Origin of the sequence: Pilimelia anulata (assembly GCF_014647895.1) — a bacterium.
GTDB classification, from domain to species: Bacteria; Actinomycetota; Actinomycetes; order Mycobacteriales; family Micromonosporaceae; genus Pilimelia; species Pilimelia anulata.
This window is the reverse complement of record NZ_BMQB01000011.1, coordinates 24430-48977: the sequence shown is the minus strand read 5'-3', so window position 1 is coordinate 48977 and position 24548 is coordinate 24430. Positions and strand designations below refer to the sequence as shown.

Sequence of the window (24548 nt, the reverse complement as noted above, 5' to 3'; positions counted from 1 at the left end):
TTCGGTATCCAGCGGGCAACTGCGGGCGATCGTCCCCACGTGCTGTTCACCACTTCCTCTCGCCGTACCGTCCTCGCCGGTGCCGCCGCCGTAGCCGGCGCCGCCGCCCTACCCGCCGTCGCCGCGCCGACCCCGGCCGCCGCCGCCACCGCCGTACCGGCGCTGTGGCACCTGCTGCGGCGCGCCACCTACGGGCCGACCCCGGCCGGCGTCGCCGAGGCCACCGCCCTCGGCGCGACCGCCTGGCTGGAGCGGCAGCTCGCGCCGGCCACCATCCCGGACGCCGCCTGCGACGCGCTCGTCGCCCGCCTCCCGCTCGCCGGCGCCACGCCGGCCGCCGTCGCCGCCGCGGTCGCCGCCGGCACGATGAAGAAGTACGGCTGGGAGGCGATGTACCAGGTCGGCAGCGCCGCCATCGCCCGGGCCGCGTGGAGCGAGCGGCAGCTCTACGAGGTGATGGTCGAGTTCTGGGGCAACCACCTCAACGTCACCAACCCGTTCGACGCCGGCTGGAACACCCGGCCGGACTACGACCGCCTGGTGATCCGCAAGCACGCCCTGGGCCGGTTCGCCGACATGCTCAAGGCCAGCGCCCGCCACCCGGCGATGCTCGCGTACCTGGACAACCAGTCCTCGGCCAAGGCCAAGCCGAACGAGAACTACGCCCGCGAGCTGCTCGAACTGCACACCGTCGGCACCATCCACACCGAGGCCGACGTGCAGGCCGCCGCCCGGCTGCTGACCGGCCAGACGACCGACCCGAAGACCGACGCGTACCGGTACGACGCGGCCCGGCACGCCACCGGCGCGGTGGCGGTCCTGAACTTCAAGCACGCCAACGCGACCGCGGCCGGCGGCGACGCCGCCGTGACGCTGCTGCTCGACCACCTCGCGATGCACCCGGCCACCGCGGCCCGGCTGGCCCGCAAGCTGTGCGTGCGCTTCGTCGCCGACGAGCCGCCGCAGGCGCTGGTCGACCGGCTCGCCGCGGTCTACCTGAAGGAGAAGACCGCGATCGTACCGGTGCTGCGCGCCCTGTTCACCTCGCCGGAGTTCGCCGCCTCGGCCGGGCAGAAGATCCGCACGCCGTACGAGGACACCATCGCCACGATCCGCACCCTCGGCCTGGCCCCGGAGACCACCGGTACCGCGGCGCTGCGGGCGCTGTACTGGATGGTCGACGCCGTCGGCCACGCGCCGATGGCCTGGGGCCAGCCGGACGGGTACCCGGACGTCGCCGCCGCCTGGGCCGCGCCGTCGGGCCTGCTCGGCCGCTGGAACAACCACCTCAACCTCGCCGCCGGCTGGTGGCCGGAGCAGCTCGTCCGGCCGGCCTCGCTGACCGCGCACCTGCTGCCGACGATCCCGACGACGTACGGCGGGCTGGTCGACGCGCTGACCCAGCGGCTCGTCGGCGTCCGGTTCGCCGACGCCCACCGGGAGGCGCTGACCGCCTTCTTCGGCAAGCAGCCGACCAGCCCGCTCAAGCCCACCGACGGCGCCGCCAACGGCTCGCTGCCGTACCTCGTCGCCCTCGTCCTCGACTCGCCCTACTTCCTGGAGCGCTGAATGACCGCCACGCCCACCACCACCTGCGGCTGCCCCGAGAACCAGCGCGCCGGCACGAGCCGCCGCGGCCTGCTGCGCGGCGCCGCCGCGGCCGGCGCCGCCGGCGCGCTCGGCGGCCTCGTCGCCGACGGCCTGGCCGGCTCGGTGGCCTTCGGCGCCGACGCGTACGCCGGGGACACGCTCGTCGTCCTGTCGCTGCGCGGCGGCTTCGACGGCCTGTCGGCCGTGGTACCGCACGGCGACCCCGCCTACTACACCGCCCGCCCCGGCATCGGCGTGCCGAAGACCCGGCTGCTCGGCGGCGACACCATGTTCGGCCTGCATCCGGCGCTCGCGCCGCTGCTGCCGCTGTGGCAGAACAAGCAGCTCGCCGCCGTCCACGCGGTCGGCCAGGGCAGCCCGAGCCGGTCGCACTTCGCGGCGATGGAGGAGCTGGAGCGCGCCGCCGCCGGTACGTCGATCCGCACCGGCTGGATCGACCGGATGCTCGGCGCGACCGCCGGCGGCACCCCGTTCCGCGGCGTCTCGGTCGGCGACTCGCTGGCCCCGCGCTCGATGCTCGGCCCGAACGTCGACCTGAGCATGCGCGCCCTGGACCAGTTCAACCTGGCCGGCGAGGGCACCAAGCGCCCGATGGCGGCGACCGTGCGGGCGCTGTACCAGGGCGCCGACCCGGTCCTCGCCGCCCCCGCGGCGGCGGCGATCGACGCGCTGGGCACCGCGGCCACGCTGAAGCAGGCGGGGTACGTGGCGGCCAACGGCGCGGCGTACCCGGCCGGCAAGCTCGGCACCGCGCTCAAGGACGTCGCCCGGCTGATCAAGGCCAACGTCGGCCTGGCCGTGGCCACGATCGACTTCGGCGACTGGGACCTGCACGAGGGCCTGGGCACCCCGGTGGCCGGGCAGGGCATGTACGACCAGCTCGCCGAGCTGGCCGGCGCGCTCGCCGCGTTCGCCGCCGACCTCGGCCCGGACGGGCTGAACAGGGTCACCGTGCTGACCCTGTCCGAGTTCGGCCGGCGGGTGGCCGAGAACGGCTCCCGCGGCGCCGACCACGGCCACGGCAACGCGATGCTGGTGCTGGGCGGCGGCGTGCGCGGCGGCCGGGTGTACGGCCGCTGGCCCGGCCTGGCGCCGGCCAAGCTCGTCGCGGGCGACCTGGCGGTGACCACCGACTACCGGACGGTCATCGGCGAGGCGCTGAGCCGCCGCTGCGGCGTGGGCTCGGTGGCGAGCGTGTTCCCGTCGCTGCCGGCGGCGGCGACGCTGGACATGTTCACGCCCCGCTGACCCACCCCGAACCCGGGCCCCGGCGCCGATCCCCAGCGGACGGCGACGGGGCCCGTTCGCGTGCCGGGAACTTTTCGGGCGTCGAGAATTTTTCGGGCGGCTGAAGTGGCGCTCCGGACGGCGGTGTCCGGATCCGCTGTCGGCCGTTCGGGGTGGCGGCGCATCGGCCACAGGGCTCGCCCGCGCGCCCCGGGTCCGCCCCGGGTCGCGCACACCGGGATGAGAGCTGTCCAGTACACCCTATTTATGTACGTCGGACCCCGGTGGAAGGACACCCCCCATGCGCATCCTGTCGGCTCTGCTCCGCCCGCTGGCCATGGTCGTCCTGGCGGCCGGCGTCATGATCGTCGGCGGCCTGCTCGCCGGCGCCCCGGGCGGCGCCGCGGTCGCGGCGTGCGCCACCACAGTCTGCCCCTGATCCCCCCCAGTGGAACGGCCCGCCCCGGAGTGATCCGGGGCGGGCCGTTTCGCTTGCTGATGGTCACCAATAGTGTCGGCGCCCGCCGACGCCGCGGCCGAGCGCTCCCAGGAGGAACAGTACGCCGCCGATGACCAGCAGGATGATGCCGATCGTGTACAGGATCGACACCTTGAGGACCAGGCCGAGGATCAGCAGAAGCAGTCCGAGGATCAGCACGTTCGACTCCGTTCGGGGGGGAGCAACAACCTGCGCCCCCGGTACCCGGGCCCGCCGCTTTTGAATCCCCCGCCGATCGATCGGCGGCTATCCCGCGGCGAACCGCCGCCGGACCACCTCCGCGGGGTAGGCCGGCGGCCGCCCGACCGGCCCGGCCACCCCGGCCGGCCCGAGCGCCCGCGCCCGGTCAGCGGGTACGCCCGCCCGGCGGCGGCCAGCTCGGCCGCCACCGCCCCGCCGAGTCGCCGGTCGCCCCGGTCACGGCGATCACGCCCGGCCCGCTCACCGCTTGCGCGCGCGCTTCGGGCCGGCGCCGACGTACTCGGCGAGGTGCTCGCCGGTCAGCGTCGGGCGGTCCGCGACCAGCTCGGCCGGCGTGCCGGCGAACACGATCCGGCCGCCGTCGTGCCCGGCGCCCGGGCCCAGGTCGATGATCCAGTCGGCGTGCGCCATCACCGCCTGGTGGTGCTCGATGACGATGACCGACTTGCCGCCGTCCACCAGCCGGTCCAGCAGCGCCAGGAGCTGCTCGACGTCGGCCAGGTGCAGGCCGGTGGTCGGCTCGTCCAGCACGTAGACGCCGCCGCTGGCGCCCATGTGGGTGGCCAGCTTGAGCCGCTGCCGCTCGCCGCCGGACAGCGTGGTCAGCGGCTGGCCGAGGCTGAGGTACCCGAGGCCCACGTCGGCGAGCCGGTCGAGGATGGCGTGCGCGGCCGGGGTGTGCGCGGCCCCGCCGCCGAAGAACCTCTCGGCCTCGGTCACCGACATCGCGAGCACCTGGCTGATGTCCTTGCGGCCGAACCGGTACTCGAGCACGGAGGACTGGAACCGCCGCCCCTCGCACTCCTCGCAGGTGGTCGCGACGCCCGCCATCATCCCCAGGTCGGTGTAGATGACGCCGGCGCCGTTGCAGGTCGGGCAGGCACCCTCGGAGTTGGCGCTGAACAGCGCCGGCTTCACGCCGTTGGCCTTGGCGAACGCCTTGCGGATCGGGTCCAGCAGCCCCGTGTACGTGGCCGGGTTGCTCCGCCGCGACCCGCGGATCGCGCTCTGGTCGACCGTGACCACCCCGTCCCGCCCGGACACCGAGCCGCGGATCAGCGAACTCTTGCCCGAGCCGGCCACGCCGGTCAGCACGGTCAGCACGCCGAGCGGGATGTCCACGTCCACGTCGCGCAGGTTGTTCGTCGCCGCGCCGCGGACCGCCAGCGCGCCGGTCGGCTTGCGCACCTCGTCCTTGAGCGTCGCCCGGTCGTCCAGGTGCCGGCCCGTCACGGTGTCGCTGGCCCGCAGCCCGTCGACCGTACCCTCGAAGCAGATCGTGCCGCCGGCCGTGCCGGCGCCCGGCCCGAGGTCCACGACGTGGTCGGCGATCGCGATCGCCTCCGGCTTGTGCTCGACCACGAGCACGGTGTTCCCCTTGTCCCGCAATTGCAGCAGCAGCTCGTTCATCCGCTGGATGTCGTGCGGGTGCAGGCCGATCGTCGGCTCGTCGAAGACGTACGTGACGTCGGTGAGCGAGGAGCCGAGGTGCCGGATCATCTTGGTCCGCTGGGCCTCGCCGCCGGACAGCGTGCCGGCCGGCCGGTCCAGGCTCAGGTACCCGAGCCCGATCTCCACGAACGAGTCCAGCGTGTGCTGGAGCGTGGCCAGCAGCGGCGCCACCGACCGGTCCTTGAGCCCGCCCACCCAGCCGGCCAGGTCGCTGATCTGCATCGCGCAGGCGTCGGCGATGCTGCTCCCCTTGATCTTGGACGACCGGGCGCCCTCGCTGAGCCGGGTGCCGGCGCACTCCGGGCAGACGCTGAACGTCACCACCCGCTCCACGAAGGCGCGGATGTGCGGCTGCATCGCGTCCACGTCCTTGCTCAGGAACGACTTCTGGATCTGCGGGATCAGCCCGGCGTACGTCAGGTTGATCCCGTCGACCTTGATTTTCGTCGGCTCCTTGTACAGCAGGTCGTGGAGCTGCTTCTTGGTGAACCTGCGGATCGGCTTGTCCGGGTCGAAGAAGCCGCAGCCGCGGAAGATGCGGCCGTACCAGCCCTCCATGCTGTAGCCGGGGATCGACAGCGCGCCCTCGTTCAGCGACTTGCTGTCGTCGTACAGCGCGGTCAGGTCGAAGTCGTTGACCGAGCCCCGCCCCTCGCAGCGCGGGCACATGCCGCCGGTGATGCTGAAGCTGCGCCGCTCCTTCACCGTCTGGCCGCCGCGCTCCATGGTCACCGCGCCCGCCCCCGAGATCGAGGCGACGTTGAACGAGAACGCCTGCGGCGACCCGATGTGCGGCTTGCCCAGCCGGCTGAACAGGATCCGCAGCATCGCGTTCGCGTCCGTCGCGGTGCCGACGGTGGAGCGCGGGTCGGCGCCCATCCGCTCCTGGTCGACGATGATCGCGGTGGTCAGCCCGTCCAGCACGTCGACCTCGGGCCGCGCCACCGACGGCATGAAACCCTGGACGAACGCGCTGTACGTCTCGTTGATCAGCCGCTGCGACTCCGCCGCGATCGTGCCGAACACCAGCGAACTCTTCCCCGACCCGGAGACGCCGGTGAACACGGTCAGCCGCCGCTTCGGCAGCTCGACGCTGACATCCCTGAGGTTGTTCACCCGCACGCCGTGCACGCGGATCATGTCGTGCCGGTCGGCGGGGTGCTGCCCGGCGGGCTGCGCGCCCTTCCGCGGGGCCCTGCTCATCGTCGCTTCCTCTTTCGGTCGGAGTCGTACGGGGCCGGGTGCGGGTTCGGTCAGCGGTCCTGGAGGAGGCCGAGGACGTTGCCGTCGAGGTCGGTCACGGTGGCCACGAGGCGGCCCTCGCCGACGTCGCGGGCGGGCTCGCGCAGGGTGGCGCCGGCGGCGGTCACCTCGGCCAGCTTCGCCTCGATGTCCGACACGTGCCAGTACGCCACCGGCGAGGGCGGGGACTGCGGCCCGCCGCCGGGCACCAGGCCGATCTGCTGGCCGGCGACGTCGAAGCCGACGTAGTACGGGCTGTCGGTCTGCGGCTCGGTGCCGAGCAGGGCGGCGTAGACGGCCTTGGCTTTGGCCAGGTCGGAGACGGGGTGCAGCACGGTCTTGATTCCCTCGGTGGACATGGGTACTCCTGGGGCTGTCGTGGCGAGTCGTCTGGGAGGTCGGCGGCGCTGATGGCCGGTCACCTCCCTGGCAACCACGCTAGCCGCGCGCCGAGGACCGTGCTTCTCGATTCATGATCGGTCGACCTGGAATCTGCTGATAGTCTATTCGTATATGTCAAATAACTGAGGGAGCCGTCGTCCGACTCGCCGACCGGAGAGTAGGTGTCGCTGGTGGCCCAACCGCCACGTCCGCGTGAAGGCTCTACCTGTGGTCACCCCGGGCCGGTCTTCGCAGCGGTGTAGTCGCTCGGCTGATCTGAGCTGGCGAAGTGGGTCGTGTCATTGCCGGAGCGTGGCTCGTTGCTGAGTGCTCTTACCGTCTTTCGGCTCACGCCGGACGCCGCGCAGTGGGCGGTACAACTGACGGCTGTCGACAATTCGTTAAGGCGACTTCGCCGACCAATAACTCTTGCTAGCCGAACGGGGATGCTGCTATTCGGCTGTGCGAGCAGCATCCCCGATTCGCTCACCGACTGTTTCGCTGACTGTCGATTGAGAGGAGCGTAATCATGAGAAGGAGGAGGAGACCGGCAGTTGGCGGAAATTCTTGGTCGGTTACGAATGCCTTGATGCATAGGATTGCGACAACTGCACCAGCAATTCCACTTGCAATCCTGATCATGATACTTGACATGGCTACTCGCAATCAATCAACCTGAAGGCTCCGCATGCGATTGTAGCGTGCCTGGTCCGCAACTGGCTATAAAAGTTTTTCGGCGGGCGGCGAGCCATCAGAACGGATTGCAGGCAAAAATTGGCGGGAAAGTAAGGGTGGAGATGTAGAAGTCACCCGATCCATTTTCGTGCTGACAAAGCGTAACGATCGCAGTAAGTGCGGTCGCTCCGGCCGCAATAATTGCCAGGAGTGCCTTATATGCGGGGTCTCCCTCATTCTTAGAAGCAATAGCGGTCATGAGACCAGCCACGCCGCCAATCGGACCGAGGCCATTCTTGATCTTGTCCATGACGTACTTGTCGAGCCAAATGTGCCAGCCGTACCACGTGCTGTCGGCCCAGCCATGCGAACCCTGAAGCGTATGCTTGTTGATTTGATCGGCGCCATCGCGGGCGGTTAGGAGCGCGTTCGACGCATCAATCTGCCTCTGTGCATCTCGCATCTTCTTGATGCCTACGCGCTGATGGATGGCAGCCGGCGCGTTCAGGCGGTAGCGACCGTTAGTCAGCTTTACATAAGGGTCGAGAATCGAAACAGTGTCGGTCTCGAGGTTAGTGATCCGCTGTGTCGAGACGTTCGGAGCGGAGGTGGTTCGAGGTGCATCGGCCGCCCCCGCAGGAGTACCGGTTAGAAAGGTGGCTAGAGCGGCACTGGATGCCAGTGCGGCAATGGCGGTGTTCCTATTCTGCATTCGCATGATTTCGCCTCCTGAAAATTCGGTGATAATCGTCGATTACGATTTGCAAGAAATTTGAGACAATCGGTCGATTGCCGTGGTCTGATGCTTGGATACCAGTTGCTTCGTGCGACAAGATGACTATTGCAGCGAGCTGCCATCGACCTCAATCTTTTGTCAGCTAGTAGACAGTTGGCTACTCGCGGAGCCGTTGAGGTTCTGTCTCGTGGATCATGGCCGTCGGGAACGGTGCGTAGCCAGTCGAGCATTTCGGCCAGGTCGAGGGTGGCTTGGTAGTGGGCGGCGAGTTTGCCGTCGCGGGTGGCCAGGCCGCGCCAGTGTTTGCGCCGGTTGAACCCTCGTTCGACCTGGTTACGGCGTCGGTAGGGGGCTTGGTCGAACTTCGGTGGTCGACCACCGAGACGGCCGTGGCGCTTCCGATTAGCGGTCTGGTCGTTGGGCTCTGGGATCACCGCACGGACGTGCTTGTCTCGTCGATGCTGCCGGTTGGCCCGTGATGAGTACGCCTTGTCCCCGGTCACTGATTCGGGTCGCTGTCGTGGCCGGCCGACACCGGTCGGTCGAGGCGCTCGAACCTGACCCAGCAGCGGTATCAACTGCCGGGTGTCAGCGGCCTGCCCCGGCGTGAGTAGAGACGCCAACGACCGGCCACGCCCGTCGGCCAAAGTGGGGATCTTGGTAGTCAGCCCGCCACGGGACCGGCCGAGCTTCACGTGCCTGCGTTTGGGCGACCGTGAGCCCCTTTTAGCTGCACCCGCAGCGTGCTGGTGGGTCCGCACGATCGTCGCGTCGACTTGAACGTGCCAGTCGATGTCGTCGTCCAGTTCAGCCAACGCGACGGCGTCGAAGATCCAGAAGCCGACCGCCGCGACTCCCCATCGTTCGGTCGACGCCGGTACGACGCCCAGCGACACCGACGGCAGGCGGGCCCCCGCAGCAGGTGGCCGAGTTGCTCCTTCTCCCACCTGGAAGTGGTGTTCCGGTTCCACCTCACCGACCCCGCCGACCTGCACTACGGCGCCCGCGCCGCCCGGGACAACCCCGCCTGGCCGAAGGTCGGCATCTTCGGCCACCGCAACATGCGCCGCCTGAACTGGCTCGGCGTCTCCCGCTGCCGGCTGCTCGCGGTCGACGGCCTCGACCTGCACGTCGAGGACCTGGACGCCGTCGACGGCACGCCGGTGCTCGACGTCAAGCCCTGGTTCGCGGAGTTCGGGCCGCGCGGCGAGGTCCGGCAGGCGCCCTGGTCGACGGAGATGCTCGGCGACTACTTCGCGCCGTCCCCGACGGCCTGACCCACCTCGCCGGCGGTACCGGCAGCAAGGGTTTTCCCGGTTTCGCGCGGGGTGGGGGCGTTGGCAGGCTGCCAGCGTGATGATCGAGAACGTCCTGACGGAGATCCACGCGGCCATCGTCCCCGACCCCCGCGCGGTCCCCGCCCGCTCCGGCGGTACCCCGCCCGGCTTCGGCCTCGCCCACGCCGCCCTCGACGGGACCGTCACCGGCGTCGGCGACTGGGAGCTGCCGTTCGCCGTGCAGAGCATCGCCAAGGTGTTCGGTCTCGCGCTGGTCCTGGCCGCGGACGGCGAGCAGCTCTGGCGGCGGGTCGGGCGGCAGCCGTCCACCGAGCGGTACGACGCGCTGGCCGCGCTGGACGGGCGGCGCGGCATCCCGCACAACCCGTTCGTCAACGCGGGCGCGCTGGTCGTGGTGGACCGGCTGCACGAGCTGACCGGGGACGCGATGAACGCCGTGCGCCGGTTCCTGCGGGCCGAGGCCGGCGACGACGGGGTGGACTTCGACCGTGCGGTCGCCCGGGCCGAGCTGGAGCACCGGCACCGGAACGCGGCGATCGCGCACGTGGTGGCCGACCACGGGAACCTGCGCAACCCGGTGGCCGAGGTGCTGCGGCACTACGCGTGGCAGTGTGCGCTGACGGCGAGCTGCCGGCAGCTCGCCGTGGCGGGGCTGTTCCTGGCCCGCGGGGGCGTGCGGGCGGACGGGGAGCGGCTGCTGTCCAGCGGGCTGACCAAGCGGTTGAACGCCGCGCTGCTGACGTGCGGCACGTACGACGCGGCGGGGGACTTCGCGTACACCGTCGGGCTGCCGGCCAAGAGCGGCGTCGGCGGCGGGATCCTGGCGGTCATGCCGGGGCGGGGGGCGCTGTGCGCGTGGTCGCCGGTACTGGACGCGTCGGGGAACTCGGTGGCCGGGGTCGACGCGCTGGGGCGGTTCACCACGCGGACGGGGTGGTCGGTGTTCTGAGCGCGGCCGTGGATTCGGTCGGGCGGGAGCTGGTCGAGGGGGCATCACCGCGCAGTGGGTCGACGCGATCGTCAACGCCGCCAAGCTGCTGGGCGGCGGGCGGCGGGCGGCGGGCGGCGGGTGGGCCGGCCGCGGCCGCGGGCCAGAGGGGTGGCCCGCGGCCGCGGCCGACCGGTCCCGCCGCGGCGCCCGCCCGGCTGCCCCGTGTCCAGCCGGGCGGGGCGGCTCAGCAGGCGTCCGGGTCGCCGGCGGTCGGCTTCTGGGTCAGGCAGATCGCGCCGTCGGCCTCGTTCTTGGCCAGCCAGCGGTAGAAGTGGAACTTCGTCCAGCTCGCCGAGGCGTCCCACGTGCGGGTGTGGATCCGGTCGAGGTACCAGCCGGGCTGCTTCCCCGAGTTGTCGTGCCGGATCTTGACCTTCTCGACCCTCGCGCCGATGTCCACCGGGGTCTTGACGACGAAGCCGTCGGTGTTGCCGCGCTCGAAGTCGTTGCGCTTCGGGTCGTCGAGCTGGATCTCGGCCGTCCGGCCCTTGCTGCCGTACAGCGTGAGGTAGACCCGGGCGCTCGTGCCGGCGTGCTCGTTGTCGCCGGTCTTGATCGACAGCTCCCAGTCGTACACCGCGCGGGGGGTGGCGGCCGCCGGTGCGGCCGGGGCGGTCAGTGCGGCGGCCGCGGCGAGCGCGGCGGCGGCGAGGCGGCGGGGGCCGGTCGCGGCGGCCATCAGTTGCCACACGCCTTCGGCTCGCCGGAGGTGGTCTTCTGCTCGTAGCAGAGGGTGTTCTCCCCCTCGCCGCGGGCGAGCCACTTGAAGAAGCCGAGTTCGACGGGGTTGGTGTCGCTGGGCTTCTTGCGGGCCACCCGGATCTCGTCCAGGAACCAGCCGGGCTTCTCGCCGGAGTTGTCGTGCCAGATCCGGACCTTGGTCAGCGTGCCGATGTCCACCGGGGTGTCGACGTCGAACCGGTCGACCCTGCCCCGCTCGAAGTCGTTGTGGCCGGGGTTGTCGAGCCGGATCGCGGACGTCTGGCCCTTGGTCCCGTACAGCCGGATCTCCACCCGCGCGCTGGTGCCGGCGTGCTCCCGGTCGCCGGTGCGGATGTCCAGTCGCCAGGTGTACGACGCGTTCGCGGCGGCGGGCGCCGCGGCGGTCAGTACCCCGGCCGCGCCGGCCCCGGCAAGGGCCAGTGCGGTGAGCGTGCGCTTCATCGTGCCTCCTTCGCTGTGGTGGCCGTGCGTGCCACCGGTGCGGTGCCGGTCTCCCCCGGCGCGCACCATCGTCGCGGGGGGCGCTCACCCCGAGCATCGGGCGAATCCCTAACGTCCGACGGTTCGCGTGCCACGGGCCGGGGGCGCGGATCGTAGTGGCGGCCGCGCGGCGCCGGAGCGTATTCCCTGATCCCGCGACTTGCCGCCGCCGCCCCGGCCCGCCCACTACTGTTCGAAGCGAGGACGACACGGGCAGTGACGAGCCGGGCCCCGTGGTGCGGCCCGCCGGCATCCCCCGCCGCGCGGTCGCGCTGCCGCGCCCGTCCGGCGGTGCTCGGTGAGGGCGTCCGACCGGACCCACCTGCCGGGAGTAACCTGTGGAACGAGCCGCTTCGCCGCGCTTCACCAGCACCGTCGTCGACGCCGACCCGCGCGACGGCTACTGGATCACCGCCGTCGACATCGACGGCGACGGCCGCACCGACCTCGTCGCCTCGGGCCTGACCCGGGGCGAGGTCGTCTGGTACAAAAACCCGGGCGGCGGGAGTCCGGGCTGGGACAAGCGGGTCATCACCACGCTGCCCAAGCCGGTCGCCGTCGACGCCGCCGACCTCACCGGGAACGGCCGCCCCGACCTGGTCATCTGCCATGACTACGGCAACTGCATGTTCAACTGCGGGCCGCGGGACGGCAAGATCTCCTGGCTGGAGAACCCGACCGCGGGCGGCCTCGACGGCGCGTGGCGGCAGTACCCGATCGCCGACCTGGTGGCCACCCACCGGATCCGGGTGGGCCGGTTCACCGGCGACCACCTCCAGCTCGCCGCGCTGCCCGTCGTCGGCCCCGAGGGCGGCGCCGCCGGCGTCAACGCCCCGATCCGGACGATGATCTACGACCGGCCGGAGGACCCGCGCACCGACGGCGGCTGGGCCGGCAAGGAGATCGACGGCGCCCGGTTCCGGATCATCCACGGCGTCGTCGCCGGGCACCTGCCGAACACCCCGCGGCCGGACCGGGACTCGTTCCTGCTCGCGTCCGCCGAGGGCATCACCTGGCTCGGGTACGGCGACGACGGCCGCTGGCGGCACCAGCGCCTCGGCACCGGCGTGCCGGCCAAGCGGTCGCACGAGTTCCCGGACCACGAGTTCTCCGGCAGCGGCAACCTGGCCGTCGGCCGGGTCGCCGGGCGGGAGTACGCGCTCATCCTCGCCGTCGAGCCGTTCCACGGCGACACCCTCGCGGTGTACGTGCGGCCCGAGGGCGAGGTCAGCTTCGCGACCGAGTGGCAGCGCCGCGAGCTGGAGGTGTACCCGCGGCCGGACGACACGCACGACGCGGTCGCCCACCACGTCGTCGCGGCCGACTTCGACGGCGACGGCGACGACGAGTTCCTGGTCGCGCTGCGCGGGCCCGAGCCGGTGCAGGGCGTCATGTACTACAAGTTCGGCCCTGGCGGCGAGGTGGTGGTCCGGGAGCGGGTGACCACCGGCTCGGTGGCCCGCCTCGCGGTCGCCGACTTCACCGGCGACGGCCGCCTCGACTTCGCCACCACCAGCTACGACACCGTCGGCTACTACGAGGTCGACGACCCGCGCATCGAGATCCACGTGAACGACTTCGGCAAGCCCGGTCCCGCGGCGGCGCCGCCCGGCGGCGACGGCTGACCGGCCCGTACCGGCTCCCTACCTCACCCTTCTCCGAAAGGAAGACCCATGGCAGACGAGACCATCCGCGTCGACGCCCTGATCGTCGGCTCCGGTCCGGTCGGGTCCACGTACGCCCGCGAGCTGGTGGCGGCCGGCAAGCGCGTCCTGATGATCGACGCCGGGGCGGCGCTCTCCGAGCGCGCCGGCGAGCACCTCAAGAACGCGTACCTGTACCAGCGCAACCTCGACCTGTTCTCCGGCGTCATCCGCGGCCACCTGAGCCTGCTGTCGGTGCCGCCGAACCCGAAGCCCGAGGTCACGCTCGACCCCGGCGCGTTCCAGTTCGACGCCGACAAGTACCGCGGCTTCACGCTGAACAACCAGAACCCCGACCAGGACCCGGCCTCGAACCTCGGCGCCGCGGCGGTCACCTACGGCGTCGGCGGCATGGCGACGCACTGGACCTGCGCCACCCCGCGGCACCACCCCGAGGTGGAGCGCTCGCCGCTGCTCGGCGAGGCCGAGTGGAGCAGCCTGTACGAGGACGGCGAGCGCCTGCTCAACACCCACGTCGGCGTGTTCGAGAACTCGGTCCGGCACCAGGTGGTGCGCGAGGCGCTCCTGCACGCGTACCCGGACCTGCCCAAGCCGTACGAGGTGCAGAGCCTGCCGCTGGCGGTCGAGCGGCGCCGGGACAACCCGGAGCTGGTCCGGTGGAGCGGCACCGACACGGTCCTCGGCGAGCTGGCCGAGCCGGACGCCGCGGCCCGCAGGGACGGCCGGTTCGACCTGCGCGCCCAGCACCTGTGCAGCAAGCTGGTCCGCTCGGCCGACGGCAGCCGGGTGGAGTACGCCGAGGTCCGCGACCTCAAGCAGACCCGCACGCTGCGGGTGGAGGCCGACAACTACATCGTCGCCGCCAACGCGTACCTGACCCCGCAGCTCCTCTGGGCGTCCAACATCCGGCCGCCGGCGCTGGGCCGGTACCTGACCGAGCAGCCGATCGCGTTCTGCCAGATCGTGCTCCGCCAGGACATCATCGACGGCATCCCGACCGACTCCCGGTTCGCCGAGCGGGTGCGCGACTACCGCGAGCGGCACCCGCACGACCCGGTGCCGATCCCGGCCGACGACCCGGAGCCGAACGTGTGGATCCCGGTCTCCGCCGACCGGCCGTGGCACTGCCAGATCCACCGGGACGCGTTCCACTACGGCGACCTGGCCCCGAACGTCGACACCCGGCTGATCGTGGACCTGCGCTGGTTCGGCATCGTCGAGCCGCGGTTCGAGAACCGGATCACGTTCTCCGACCGGCACCACGACACCCACGACATGCCGCAGCCGACGTTCTCGTTCAGCCTGACCGACCAGGACCGCGCGCGGCAGCACGCGATGATGAACGACATGCTCAAGGCGGCCACCGCGCTGGGCGGCTTCCTGCCGGGCTCGGAGCCGCGGTTCGTCGAGCCGGGCCTCGGCCTGCACGTCACCGGCACCACCCGGATCGGCGACAACCCGGACACGTCCGTGGTGGACACCGACTCCCGGGTGTGGGGCGTGGACAACCTTTACCTGGGCGGCAACGGCCTGATCCCGCGCGGCAACGCGAGCAACCCGACGCTGACCAGCGTGGCGCTGGCGCTCAAGGGCGCCCGGCACCTGATCGGCCGGCGCTCGTGAGCTTCCCGGCCGGCGCGGTGCGGGTCGGCATCACGCCGACCGTGTGGACGAACGACGACTTCCCGGGCATCGGCGAGGACATCCCGTTCGAGCAGTGCGTGAGCGAGATGGCCCTGGCCGGGTTCGAGGGGTGCAGCGTCGGGCACAAGTACCCGTCCGACCCGGCGACGCTCAAGGCCGCGCTGGACCTGCGCGGGCTGCGGGTGTCCGAGCCGTGGGCGAGCACGTACTTCACCGCCGAGGGGATGCACGAGCGGACGATCGCCGGGTTCCGCGACCAGATGGCCTTCATCAAGGCCGTCGGCGGGGACCGGGTCGTCGTCGCCGAGCTGGGGCACGCGGTGCACCAGCAGCCGGTCGCGCTGCTGGCCAACCGGCCGGTGTACGACGACGCGGCCTGGCAGCGGATGGTCAACGGCCTGCACGAGCTGGGCAAGCTGGCCGCCGACGCCGGGATGACCCTGTGCTACCACCACCACATGGGCACCGGCGTGCAGACCCGGGCGGAGGTGGACCGGCTGCTCGCCGACACCGACCCGAACCTGGTCCACCTGCTGCTCGACACCGGGCACCTGACCTGGGCCGGCGGGGATCCGCTGGCGCTGGTGCGGGAGCACGGGGACCGGATCGCCCACGTCCACCTCAAGGACCTGCGCAAGGACGTGCTGGAGCAGTGGCGCAAGGCCGACTTCAGCTTCCGCGAGGGGATCGTGCGCGGCATCTTCACGGTGCCCGGCGACGGGTTCATCGACTTCCCGGCCGTCCTGGGCGCGCTCGCCGAGCGCAAGTACCGGGGCTGGCTGGTGGTCGAGGCCGAGCAGGACCCGGCCCGGGCGCACCCGCTGACGTACGCGAAGCGGGCCCGGCAGTACCTGCGCGACGTAGCGGGAGTGTGAGGCGGCGGTGGGGTACCAGCGGATCGAGGACTACGGCGTCATCGGCGACCTGCACACGGTCGCGCTGGTCTCCACCACCGGCTCGCTCGACTACCTGTGCCTGCCCGACTTCGACTCGCCGACGGTCTTCGCCGCCCTGCTGGACGACGAGGCCGGCGGGCGGTTCCGGATCGGGCCGGCGGTCGAGGGGGCGCGGCTGCGCCAGCTCTACCTGCCGGACACCAACGTCCTGCTGACCCGGTTCCTGTGCGGCGACGGCGTCGCCGAGGTCACCGACTTCATGCCGGTGGGCTCGATGCGGCACGCGCACGCCGTCGTCCGCCGGGTCACCGGGGTGCGGGGGCGGTTCCGGTTCCGGGTGGAGTGCGCGCCCCGGTTCGACTACGGGCGGCAGCCGCACCGGGTCGAGCAGCGCGACAACGAGGTGCTGTTCATCCCGAAGGGCGGCGACGCGCCGACCCTGCGGCTGCACACCCCGGTCCCGGTCGAGGTGGTCGGCGACGACGCCGTCGTGGACCTCGTCGTCGAACCGGGCAGGACGCTGGACTTCGTGCTGGAGGTCGCCGAGCCGGGGCGGGCCAGCCCGGCCGCCGGGACGCGCTGGCCGGCCCGGGCGTTCGCGCACACCGTCGGGTACTGGCGGGACTGGGCCGGGCGGATCCGCAACGGCGGGCGCTGGCGGTCCGAGGTGGTCCGCTCGGCGCTGGCGATGAAGCTGCTGACCTCGCAGCGGTACGGCTCGATCGCCGCCGCCGCGACGTTCGGCCTGCCGGAGCTGGTCGGCGGCGAGCGGAACTGGGACTACCGGTACACCTGGATCCGGGACGCCTCGCTGACCGCCGCGACCCTGGTGGACCTCGGCTGCACCGACGAGCCGCGGGCGTTCCTGAACTGGGTCACCCAGCGGTACCGGGAGAGCCCCGAGCCGGGCGTCCTCCAGATCATGTACGGCATCGACGGCCGCCGCGACCTCACCGAGTCCACGCTGCCGCACCTGCGCGGCTACCTCGACTCCCGGCCGGTGCGGATCGGCAACGGCGCGTACGACCAGCTCCAGCTCGACATCTACGGCGAGCTGCTGCACCTGGTCGAGCGGTTCGACGCCGCCGTCGAGCCGGTGACCTACGAGCTGTGGTGCCACCTGCGCGACTCCGTCGACTGGGTGGCCGCGAACTGGCGCCGCCCCGACGAGGGCATCTGGGAGGTGCGCGGCGGCCAGCACGAGTTCCTGTACGCCCGGCTGATGTGCTGGGTGGCGCTGGACCGGGCCGTCAGGATCGCCCGGCGGCGCTCGCTGCCCGCGCCGGTGGCCGACTGGGAGCGGGTCCGCGACGAGATCCACGCCGACATCCACGCCGGCTTCTGGAGCCCGGCCAAGCGGGCGTTCGTCCAGTACCGCGGCGCCGACACCGTGGACGCGGCCAGCCTGCTGATGCCGCTGATGGGCTTCGTCTCGCCGGTCGAGCCGCGCTGGCTGGACACGCTGCGGGCGATCGACCGGGAGCTGGTCGAGGACTCGCTGGTGTACCGGTACCGCACGGCCGCCGGCGCCGCCGACGGGCTGGCCGGGACCGAGGGCACGTTCTGCATGTGCTCGTACTGGTTCATCCACTGCCTGACGCTGGCCGGCGACACCGACCGGGCGCAGTTCTACTTCGAGAAGATGCACAGCTACGCCAACCACCTCGGCCTGTACGCCGAGGAGATGGACGGCACCGGGCGGTACCTGGGCAACTTCCCGCAGGCGTTCACCCACCTGGGGCTCGTCGGCGCCGCCCGGGCGCTGGACGCGGCGCTGGCCGCCCGCGGCTCAGCCGCCGGACAGGTCGTCCACGACACTCTGGTAGCTGTCGGGGGCGACGCGTAGCGCGCCGGACAGCGGGTGGTTGAGCAGCACCACGAGCATGAGGTTGCTGGCCACCGCGAGCGCCACCCCGGTGATCATCGTGTAGTGCAGCCACCGGCTCTCCAGGCCGAACAGCGCGCAGAACACGAGCACCACCGCGCTGGCGAAGGCGATCAGCACCCACAGCGGCCACTCCAGGTGGGCCTGGCCGGCGCGGTGCAGCCGGTCCTCCCGGTCCCTGGCCACCTGGCCCAGCTCGGCGGTGGTCTCCCGGACGAACGCCCGCTGCGCCTCGTTGGTCACCTGCGCCTGCCCGGCCAGGGCGTACAGCGGCTCCAGGGTCTGCGCGTCCCGGGTCTCCTCCTCGGTCTCGGTGTGGCCCTGCTGCGGCCACCAGCGCAGCACGGCGCGGTTGTAGGTGAGCACGGCGTCGGCGTACCGGGCCTGCTGCTCCGGGCCGAGCACGCTGGACCCCTCGGCGATCGCGCCGAGGCTGAACGCCTCCCGGTACGTGCGCTCCTTGGCGTCGGTGAAGTTCTCCCACTGCTCGGCGATGATGAAGCCGACCGTGACCGCGTAGATGACGCCGATGACGGCGGCGAGGAAGCCGGCGACGTCGTTGTGCCGGGCGGACTGGATCTCGGGGAACCAGCGCCGGACGACGGCTTGTAGACCCACCGCGAAGCCGGTCAGTCCCGCGATGATGATGGCCATGACCGCCCACAGCGGCAGGTCCAGGAGGAAATTGTTCACAACGCCTCTTCCGTCCCCGTGCGGCTGATTGACTGCTGGTTGAGAGTGCCGCGGAGCCATTGTTTCGCGGTCTGATTCCGTACTGGACGAAAACGGGGGAACAGGTGGGCATCGAAGAGAACAAGGCGGTCGTCATCCGCGCCTACACCGACGGGATGAACAAGAAGGACATGAGCGTGATCCGGGAGTGCTTCGCGCCGGACTACGTGAACTACTTCCCGGCCGGCGAGGGCGAGGTCCGCGGGATCGAGGAGTTCACCCGGGTGCTGGGCGACTTCCTCAACGCGTTCGACGACCTGGTGTTCACCGTCGAGGACGTGCTGGGCGAGGGCGACAAGGTCGCGCTGCGCTGGTCGGCCACCGGCATCCACACCGGGAACTACACGGGCATCCCGCCGACGACGATCATCCCGCCGACCGGCCGGGAGATCAGCTTCAGCGCCACCGACGTGTACCACGTCGTCGGCGGCAGGATCATCGAAGAGTGGAACACGCTCGACGGCTGGGACATCATGAAGCAGATGGGCGCCGTGCACGGCCCCACGCCGGCGATGGCCTGACCGACCTCAGCGGCCCCGGCGGCCCGCCGCCGGGGCCGTGCCGCGCCGCCGGGCGAAGGCGTCGCGCTGCCCCCACCGGCCCGGCACGTCGTACAGCGCCAGGTGGCCGGCGCGGTCCGGCGGCAGCTCCGGGTCCACGACCAGGTTGTCGCCCTGCGGCTCCATGCCCAGCATGACCCGCAGCAGCAGCAGCGGGGCGCCGGTGGACCACGCCTGCGGGCTGCACGCCGTCGGGTACTGCACCGGGTAGCGGGTGAGCTGGCGCTCGTACCCGCCGAACGCCTCGGGCAGCCGGCCCTCGAAGAAGGTGGCGGCGTCCAGGATGCCGGCGGCGATCCGGGCGGCCTCCTGCTTGTACCCGTACCGGCGCAGGCCCCAGGCGATGAACGAGTTGTCGAACGGCCAGACCGTGCCGACGTGGTACCCGACCGGGTTGTACCGGTTCTCGCCCTTGGCCAGCGTGCGCACGCCCCAGCCGGAGAACAGCCGGTCGCCCATCAGGTGCTTGACCAGGGCCTTGGCCTTCGCCTTGTCGACGATGCCGCTCCACAGCAGGTGGCCGATGTTCGAGCCGAGCGCGTCGACCTGCTTGCCGTCGCCGTCGAGCGCCAGCGCGAAGTACTGGCCGTCGGCCACCCAGTAGTCCCGGTTGAACCGCCGCTTGAGCGCGGCGGCCTCGGCCTCGAGCTTGTCGGCGTACTCGGGGTCCTTCCAGGCGACCCGGGCCAGCCGGGCGCCGCGGATCTTCGCGTCGTACGCGTACCCCTGCAACTCGCAGGTGGCCCGGGGGAAGCCGGGCAGCCGGCCGTCCCGGTAGCTGATCGAGTCCCACGAGTCCTTCCAGCACTGGTTCTCCAGGCCGGTCTTCTCGTTGCGCCGCTGGTAGTGGATGTACCCGGTGCCGCGCAGGTCGGCGTACGTGTCGATCCAGGCCAGCGCCGCCCGGGCCTCGGGTTCGAGCTGGCGGGCCAGGGCCAGGTCGCCGGTCCACCGCTCGTACTCGTCGAGCAGGACCACGTACAGCGGGGTCGCGTCGGCGCTGCCGTAGTACGGCGAGTGCGGCTGCTCCTCGAACGCGGCGCTCTCGCCGAACCGCATCTCGTGCAGGATCCGGCCGGGGTCCTCGTCGCGGAAGTCGTCCAGCGTGGCGCCCTGCCAGTCGCCGAGGGCGCGCAGCGTGGTCCGGGCCAGCTCCGGCTCGAACGGCAGCGCCTGCAGGCTGGTGAAGATGCTGTCCCGGCCGAACATGGTCATGAACCACGGCAGGCCGGCCGCGGGCAGGCTGTAGCTGCCGGTCACCGGCGGGGAGAAGCGCAGCGCGGCCAGGTCGATCAGGCTGCGCCGGTACGTCACCCGCCAGTCGTCGTTGTCGCACTCCAACTGCGGCGCCCGGGCGAGCCAGGCGTCCAGGTTGCGCGACATCCGGGCCTCGGCGTGCTGGGCGTCGCGGGCGGCCGCGGGGCCGCGGCCGGTCCGGGGCTGCTCGGCGCCCGGGTCGCCGACGGCGGCGACGCTCAGCTCGACCTTCCACTCGCCGTGCGCGGGCAGCCGGGTGGTGAAGGTCAGCCCGGCGTCGTCGACGGCCACGTCGCGGTCGGCGGTGATCACCGTCTCCCGGACGAAGGTCTCGCGGGCGTACCCCAGCAGGAGCTGCCGCTTGTCCACCCGGGTGTAGTGCTTGCCCTTCTTGCCGACCGCGTTCTTGACCTCGAACAGGTCGGCGAAGTCGGCGGCGGCGTCCAGCCGGACGGTCAGGTCGACCGGCTCGCCGGCGTGGTTGAGGACCTTGATCTCCTCGCGGAAGCCGTCGGCGACGGCCCGCTGGCGGATGACCGAGAGGTTGGCGTCCACGTACACCGTGCCGGTGCCGGGCACCAGGAAGAACCGGGCCGCGTAGTACTCGAGGGCGTCCACCGACAGCGGGTTGAGCTGCTGCCCGTTGACGGTCAGCGACCAGGTCGACAGGAACCGGGTGTCGGAGGAGAACAGCCCGGAGGTGTCGGTGGGGGAGGCGTTGATGTCGCCGCGGTCGTCGCTGACGACGAACGTGTTCCCCTCCAGGATGGAGACGGTGTTGTCGGTCATCGGGTCGCTCCCCTGCGGGCGCGGGTCGCGCCGGTCGTGGTCGGCCGGGCGGGCCGCTGGCTGCGCGTGCTCCGCTGCTCCCGGGCGGCGGGCCGGGCTGCCGGCTTGCGCGCCGCTGCCGGCTTGCGGCCGGACTCCGGCCGGTTCGCGAGGGCGCGGGCGCGCAGGTACCGCTGGAACAGCACCAGCAGCTCCGGCTTCTCGCTGGTCGCGGCGATCCGCCCGCGCAGCATGGCCGCGACGGTGTTCGCCTCGCCGGTGACCACCTTGTCGAACAGTGCCGCGTCGGCCCGGACCACGCAGTCGGCCCGGCCCTTCTTGCGGGACACCGCCGGCACGCCGTGGTCGATGGCGACCATCCACTGCGTCACCCGGTCGTCCGATTCCAGATCGAACCGAATGGTGCCGGTGGCCCGGCGCAGCATTGGTTCGTACCCGCTCTCGGCCAATTCCTCGAAGAATGCCGTTGTCACGTCGCTCATTCAGCCCACCCCGTCGCTGCTCAACCGAAACCCTAGGCGGCCGGGGCGGGTTTCGCTGCCGGATGCGCTATTCCCGGCAGCCCCGCTAGCGCACCATTTCCACCGCGACCGGCTGCACCCCGCCGGGCGGCGCGGTGCGCACGGTGGCGGCGGCGAGGACGAGGAAGTGGGCGAGCAGCGCGGTCGCCGCCAGCACCCCGGCGGCGGTGCCGAGGCCGGGACCGGCCCGCCGGGCGCCGGCCCGCGGGCCCGGCGGCGTGACGGCCGGCCGGGCCGGCCCGAGCGTGAGCCGCAGCGCCTCCAGCGTGCCGAGCACGGCCACCGCCGCGCCGAGCGCGAGCGCCCCCGGGGCCAGGTCGAACACCGTCGGCAGCCGGACCGCGGCCAGCCCGCTGGTGTGCACCGCGAGCGCCCCGGCGCCGGCGACGACGCCGCCGAGCAGCCCGCGCCGGGAGCCGGGGTGGCTGTTCATGACCCAGGCGCCGACGGCGACCCAGGGCAGCCCGGCCAGCGCGCTGAACGCCGCCCCGGCCGGGTCCAGCCGGAGGCCGGGGGAGAGCAGGTCGTCGGCCAGGTGCGGGGCCCAGTTGGCCAGGCTGACGCAGGCGGCGCCGGCGAGCCACCAGGGGACGGCGGCGCGGCCGCCGGCCCGGCCGGCGCGGGCCAGGCAGGACAGGCCGAGCAGCGCGCCGGCGTACGCCGGGATCAGGGCCATCGCGGAGACGAAGGGATCGGGGGTGAGCTGGGCGGTCATCGGACGCCTTCCGGTGGGGACCGCCAGGCACGATATGTCCGACAAATGGTGACGACTGCATTCCCTACAAGGTCATTTCCCGCTCACTGTGGCAATTGTGTTGAATTGCTGGCGTCGGTCACCGGGTGCGCGTGGACAGCCGGTGCGCCAGGTCGACCAGGTCGCGGTACACCGCCGGGTCCAGCCCCGCGTCGTCCAGCGCGCCGACCGCCTGCTCCGTCCGCGCCGCGATCATCGCCTCCACCCGGCGCAGCGCGCCGGTCTCCACCGCGATCGCGCGCAGCCGGGCGGCCGCCGCGGCGTCCAGGTCGGCGGCGCCGTGCCAGCGGTCCAGCACCGCGCGCTGGGCGCCGTCGGCGTGCTCCCGGGCCAGCGCCATCAGCACCGTGGACTTGCCGTCGCGCAGGTCCGTCGTCGTCGGCTTGCCGGTCACCGCGTCGTCGCCGAACACCCCGAGCAGGTCGTCGCGGAGCTGGAACGCCTCGCCCAGCGGCACGCCGTACGCCGACAGCGTCGCCAGGTGCGCCGCGTCCGCGCCGGCCAGCGCCGCGCCGATCTGCAGCGGGCGCTCCACCGTGTACCGGGCCGACTTGTACAGCAGGATCGTCCGGCAGGCCGCCAGCCCGGCCGGGGACACCCCGCCGACCAGGTCGAGGTACTGGCCCAGCAGCACCTCGGCGCGCATCCGGTGCAGCAGCTCCAGCGCCCGGCGGACCCGGCGCGGCGGCAGCCCGCACGAGTGGAACAGCTCGTCGGACCAGACCAGGCACAGGTCGCCGCAGAGCACCGCGGTGTTGCGGCCGAACCGGGTCGCCGAGCCGCGCCAGCCGCGCCGCCGGTGCAGCCGGGCCAGCCCGACGTGCAGTGCCGGCCGCCCGCGCCGGGTGTCGCTGTCGTCCATCACGTCGTCGTGGATCAGCGCGAACGCGTGGAACAGCTCCAGCGCCGCCGCCGCGCGGATGACGCCCGGCTCCGGCGATCCGCCGTAGGAGCGCCAGCCGAGCCAGCAGAACGTCGGCCTGGTCCGCTTGCCGCCGGCCAGCGCCAGGTCGCGGATGGCCTCGACCGCGTCGCGCCACTCGGCCCGGCCGGCGGCGTCGAGCTGCCGGCCGAGGAACTCGTCCAGCACGCTGTGCACGCCGGCGCGGACCACCGCGCCGCCGTCCCGCGGTGGGGAGAGGGGGGTCGTACCGATCATGTGTGCGCTCCGCCCTGCGCTCGCGCGCCATCGCGGGCGATCGCTGCGGGTCGGGGCACGCGGCCGGGGCGGTCCGGGCGGCGTGGGTGGCCGCCGGGCGAAGACCGCACCAGCACCCCCGTGGTCGCCCTCTCGCGCGACTGTAGTTCACCGGGGCGGCGGCCCGCGCTCGCCGAAATGACCGTCCACATCGGCCGTACGGCGGCTTGACGGCGTCCCGCCGCCGATGCATGGTCGGCGGAACGGCTGGTGTGGCGGGGCGCCCGGCGCGGGCGCGCGGCCACCCGCGATCGGGGGCGCGGATGCGGTGCGGAACCACGGCGGCCCGGCGGCACTGCCCGCCCGTCGTGACGGTGCTGCTGCCGCACCGCGACATGGCCCGGTACCTCGGCGCCGCCGTCGGCTCGGTGCTCGGGCAGGACCTGGTCGACCTGCGGCTGGTCGTGGTCGACGACTGCTCGCCGCGCGACGACTGGCTGGCCGCGCTGCGCCCGTACGCCGCCGACCCGCGGCTGACCGTGCTGCGGACCGCGGACAGCGTCGGGCAGGCCCGGATCAAGAACGCGCTGCTGCCCGGCATCGCCTCGCCGTACGTGGCGTTCCAGGACGCCGACGACGTGAGCCTGCCCGGCCGGCTGCGCCGGCAGGTGCGCGTGCTCGAACGCGGCCGGGCCGACCTGGTCGGCTGCGCGATCGAGGAGGTGGACGAGGACGGCGCGGTGCTGCGCCGGCGGCGGCTGCCCCGGTACGGCAACCTCGCCCTGCGGCTCGGCCGGCTGACCGTCCTGCACCACCCGGCGACCGTGGTCCGGACGGCGGTGCTGGACCGGCTCGGCGGGCTCGACGGCACCACCACGCTCGGCGCGGACACCGACTTCCACCTGCGCGCCGGGCACCTGTTCCGGCTGCGCAACCTGCCCCGGGTGCTGTACCGGTACCGGATCTGGGGGCGGTCGCTGACCCGGGCGCCCGGCACCGGGTTCGGCTCGCCGGTCCGGGAGGCGTACACCGCCGCGATGCGCGAGCGCGAGCGCGCCCGCCGGCGGGCCCGGTCGCCGGGGGAGCTGGCGCCGCTGCTGCTCGCCCCGCCGAACGACCGGCCGGTCGAGCTGCTCCCGGTGGTGCTCCATCGCTGAGCCGGGGCCGCGGGCGGGCCGGGCCCGGTACCTCG

23 protein-coding genes are annotated in these 24548 nt (G+C 72.4%); 11 read left to right on the top strand and 12 right to left on the bottom strand.

Annotation, left to right across the window (positions count from 1 at the left end):
* The first annotated feature begins 39 nt into the window (after nt 1-39).
* The 3 genes from IEY94_RS20270 to IEY94_RS20260 all read left to right on the top strand — a co-directional run bounded on the left by IEY94_RS20270 (nt 40) and on the right by IEY94_RS20260 (nt 3277).
* Nucleotides 40-1569, top strand: a complete 1530-nt coding sequence (locus IEY94_RS20270) for a DUF1800 domain-containing protein (RefSeq protein ID WP_268244862.1) — start codon at nt 40-42, stop codon at nt 1567-1569.
* Entirely contained in the window at nt 1570-2859 is a 1290-nt protein-coding gene (locus tag IEY94_RS20265) for a DUF1501 domain-containing protein (protein ID WP_189171824.1), read from the top strand.
* Between the two features lie 280 nt (nt 2860-3139).
* A complete protein-coding gene (locus IEY94_RS20260; RefSeq protein WP_189171823.1) occupies nt 3140-3277 on the top strand; it encodes a hypothetical protein in 138 nt (45 codons plus the stop codon).
* A 63-nt stretch (nt 3278-3340) separates the two neighbouring features.
* Here IEY94_RS20260 and IEY94_RS20255 read toward each other — a convergent pair whose 3' ends face one another.
* The 5 genes from IEY94_RS20255 to IEY94_RS24405 all read right to left on the bottom strand — a co-directional run bounded on the left by IEY94_RS20255 (nt 3341) and on the right by IEY94_RS24405 (nt 8920).
* Nucleotides 3341-3496, bottom strand: coding sequence for a hypothetical protein (locus IEY94_RS20255; RefSeq protein ID WP_189171822.1), 156 nt, complete (start codon nt 3494-3496; stop codon nt 3341-3343).
* A gap of 282 nt (nt 3497-3778) precedes the next feature.
* On the bottom strand, nt 3779-6193 hold the full coding sequence (locus tag IEY94_RS20250; protein WP_189171821.1) for an ATP-binding cassette domain-containing protein: 2415 nt from the start codon (nt 6191-6193) through the stop codon (nt 3779-3781).
* A 50-nt stretch (nt 6194-6243) separates the two neighbouring features.
* A complete protein-coding gene (locus tag IEY94_RS20245) occupies nt 6244-6591 on the bottom strand; it encodes a VOC family protein (protein WP_189171820.1) in 348 nt (115 codons plus the stop codon).
* 773 nt (nt 6592-7364) lie between these two features.
* Complete coding sequence (locus tag IEY94_RS20240; protein WP_189171819.1) at nt 7365-8006, bottom strand: hypothetical protein; 642 nt, start codon at nt 8004-8006, stop codon at nt 7365-7367.
* Nucleotides 7949-8920 carry an IS5 family transposase gene (locus IEY94_RS24405; protein WP_373291336.1) on the bottom strand — a complete coding sequence of 324 codons (972 nt, stop codon included), beginning with the start codon at nt 8918-8920 and terminating at the stop codon, nt 7949-7951. Before IEY94_RS24405 ends, IEY94_RS20240 begins: the two co-directional genes overlap by 58 nt.
* Here IEY94_RS24405 and IEY94_RS20230 point away from each other — a divergent pair.
* Nucleotides 8807-9301: a TrmO family methyltransferase domain-containing protein gene (locus IEY94_RS20230; RefSeq protein WP_189171936.1), complete on the top strand. Its 495-nt coding sequence runs from the start codon at nt 8807-8809 to the stop codon at nt 9299-9301. The genes IEY94_RS24405 and IEY94_RS20230 overlap by 114 nt on opposite strands.
* A gap of 79 nt (nt 9302-9380) precedes the next feature.
* On the top strand, nt 9381-10271 hold the full coding sequence (gene glsA / locus IEY94_RS20225) for a glutaminase A (RefSeq protein ID WP_189171935.1): 891 nt from the start codon (nt 9381-9383) through the stop codon (nt 10269-10271).
* Between the two features lie 226 nt (nt 10272-10497).
* Here glsA and IEY94_RS20220 read toward each other — a convergent pair whose 3' ends face one another.
* Entirely contained in the window at nt 10498-10992 is a 495-nt protein-coding gene (locus IEY94_RS20220) for a PLAT/LH2 domain-containing protein (protein ID WP_189171817.1), read from the bottom strand.
* Complete coding sequence (locus IEY94_RS20215) at nt 10992-11477, bottom strand: PLAT/LH2 domain-containing protein (protein ID WP_189171816.1); 486 nt, start codon at nt 11475-11477, stop codon at nt 10992-10994. The genes IEY94_RS20220 and IEY94_RS20215 overlap by 1 nt, the downstream gene beginning before the upstream one ends.
* A gap of 377 nt (nt 11478-11854) precedes the next feature.
* Here IEY94_RS20215 and IEY94_RS20210 point away from each other — a divergent pair, with 377 nt between their 5' ends.
* Genes IEY94_RS20210 through IEY94_RS20195 form a run of 4 tightly spaced genes read left to right on the top strand, consistent with a single transcriptional unit; the run spans nt 11855 to nt 17566 of the window.
* Complete coding sequence (locus IEY94_RS20210) at nt 11855-13141, top strand: FG-GAP repeat domain-containing protein (protein WP_189171815.1); 1287 nt, start codon at nt 11855-11857, stop codon at nt 13139-13141.
* A gap of 48 nt (nt 13142-13189) precedes the next feature.
* The gene (locus IEY94_RS20205; RefSeq protein ID WP_189171814.1) at nt 13190-14803 is read left to right on the top strand and encodes a pyranose oxidase; all 1614 of its coding nucleotides are present in this window, start codon (nt 13190-13192) and stop codon (nt 14801-14803) included.
* Nucleotides 14800-15699 carry a myo-inosose-2 dehydratase gene (gene iolE, locus IEY94_RS20200; RefSeq protein WP_189171813.1) on the top strand — a complete coding sequence of 300 codons (900 nt, stop codon included), beginning with the start codon at nt 14800-14802 and terminating at the stop codon, nt 15697-15699. The genes IEY94_RS20205 and iolE overlap by 4 nt, the downstream gene beginning before the upstream one ends.
* A gap of 7 nt (nt 15700-15706) precedes the next feature.
* Nucleotides 15707-17566: a glycoside hydrolase family 15 protein gene (locus IEY94_RS20195; protein WP_189171812.1), complete on the top strand. Its 1860-nt coding sequence runs from the start codon at nt 15707-15709 to the stop codon at nt 17564-17566.
* On the opposite strand, the gene IEY94_RS20190 is transcribed toward IEY94_RS20195, so the two are convergent.
* The gene (locus IEY94_RS20190; protein ID WP_189171811.1) at nt 17510-18298 is read right to left on the bottom strand and encodes a bestrophin-like domain; all 789 of its coding nucleotides are present in this window, start codon (nt 18296-18298) and stop codon (nt 17510-17512) included. The genes IEY94_RS20195 and IEY94_RS20190 overlap by 57 nt on opposite strands.
* A gap of 104 nt (nt 18299-18402) precedes the next feature.
* Here IEY94_RS20190 and IEY94_RS20185 point away from each other — a divergent pair, with 104 nt between their 5' ends.
* A complete protein-coding gene (locus IEY94_RS20185; protein ID WP_189171810.1) occupies nt 18403-18858 on the top strand; it encodes an ester cyclase in 456 nt (151 codons plus the stop codon).
* Between the two features lie 6 nt (nt 18859-18864).
* On the opposite strand, the gene IEY94_RS20180 is transcribed toward IEY94_RS20185, so the two are convergent.
* From IEY94_RS20180 to IEY94_RS20165, 4 genes are all read right to left on the bottom strand, one after another.
* Nucleotides 18865-20943: an amylo-alpha-1,6-glucosidase gene (locus tag IEY94_RS20180; RefSeq protein WP_189171809.1), complete on the bottom strand. Its 2079-nt coding sequence runs from the start codon at nt 20941-20943 to the stop codon at nt 18865-18867.
* A complete protein-coding gene (locus IEY94_RS20175) occupies nt 20940-21425 on the bottom strand; it encodes an SCP2 sterol-binding domain-containing protein (protein ID WP_189171808.1) in 486 nt (161 codons plus the stop codon). Before IEY94_RS20175 ends, IEY94_RS20180 begins: the two co-directional genes overlap by 4 nt.
* Nucleotides 21426-21510: 85 nt before the next feature.
* Entirely contained in the window at nt 21511-22179 is a 669-nt protein-coding gene (locus IEY94_RS20170; protein WP_189171807.1) for a hypothetical protein, read from the bottom strand.
* Between the two features lie 118 nt (nt 22180-22297).
* On the bottom strand, nt 22298-23377 hold the full coding sequence (locus IEY94_RS20165) for a polyprenyl synthetase family protein (protein ID WP_189171806.1): 1080 nt from the start codon (nt 23375-23377) through the stop codon (nt 22298-22300).
* Between the two features lie 302 nt (nt 23378-23679).
* Here IEY94_RS20165 and IEY94_RS20160 point away from each other — a divergent pair, with 302 nt between their 5' ends.
* Nucleotides 23680-24513, top strand: coding sequence for a glycosyltransferase family 2 protein (locus tag IEY94_RS20160; RefSeq protein ID WP_189171805.1), 834 nt, complete (start codon nt 23680-23682; stop codon nt 24511-24513).
* Nucleotides 24514-24548: the final 35 nt, after the last annotated feature.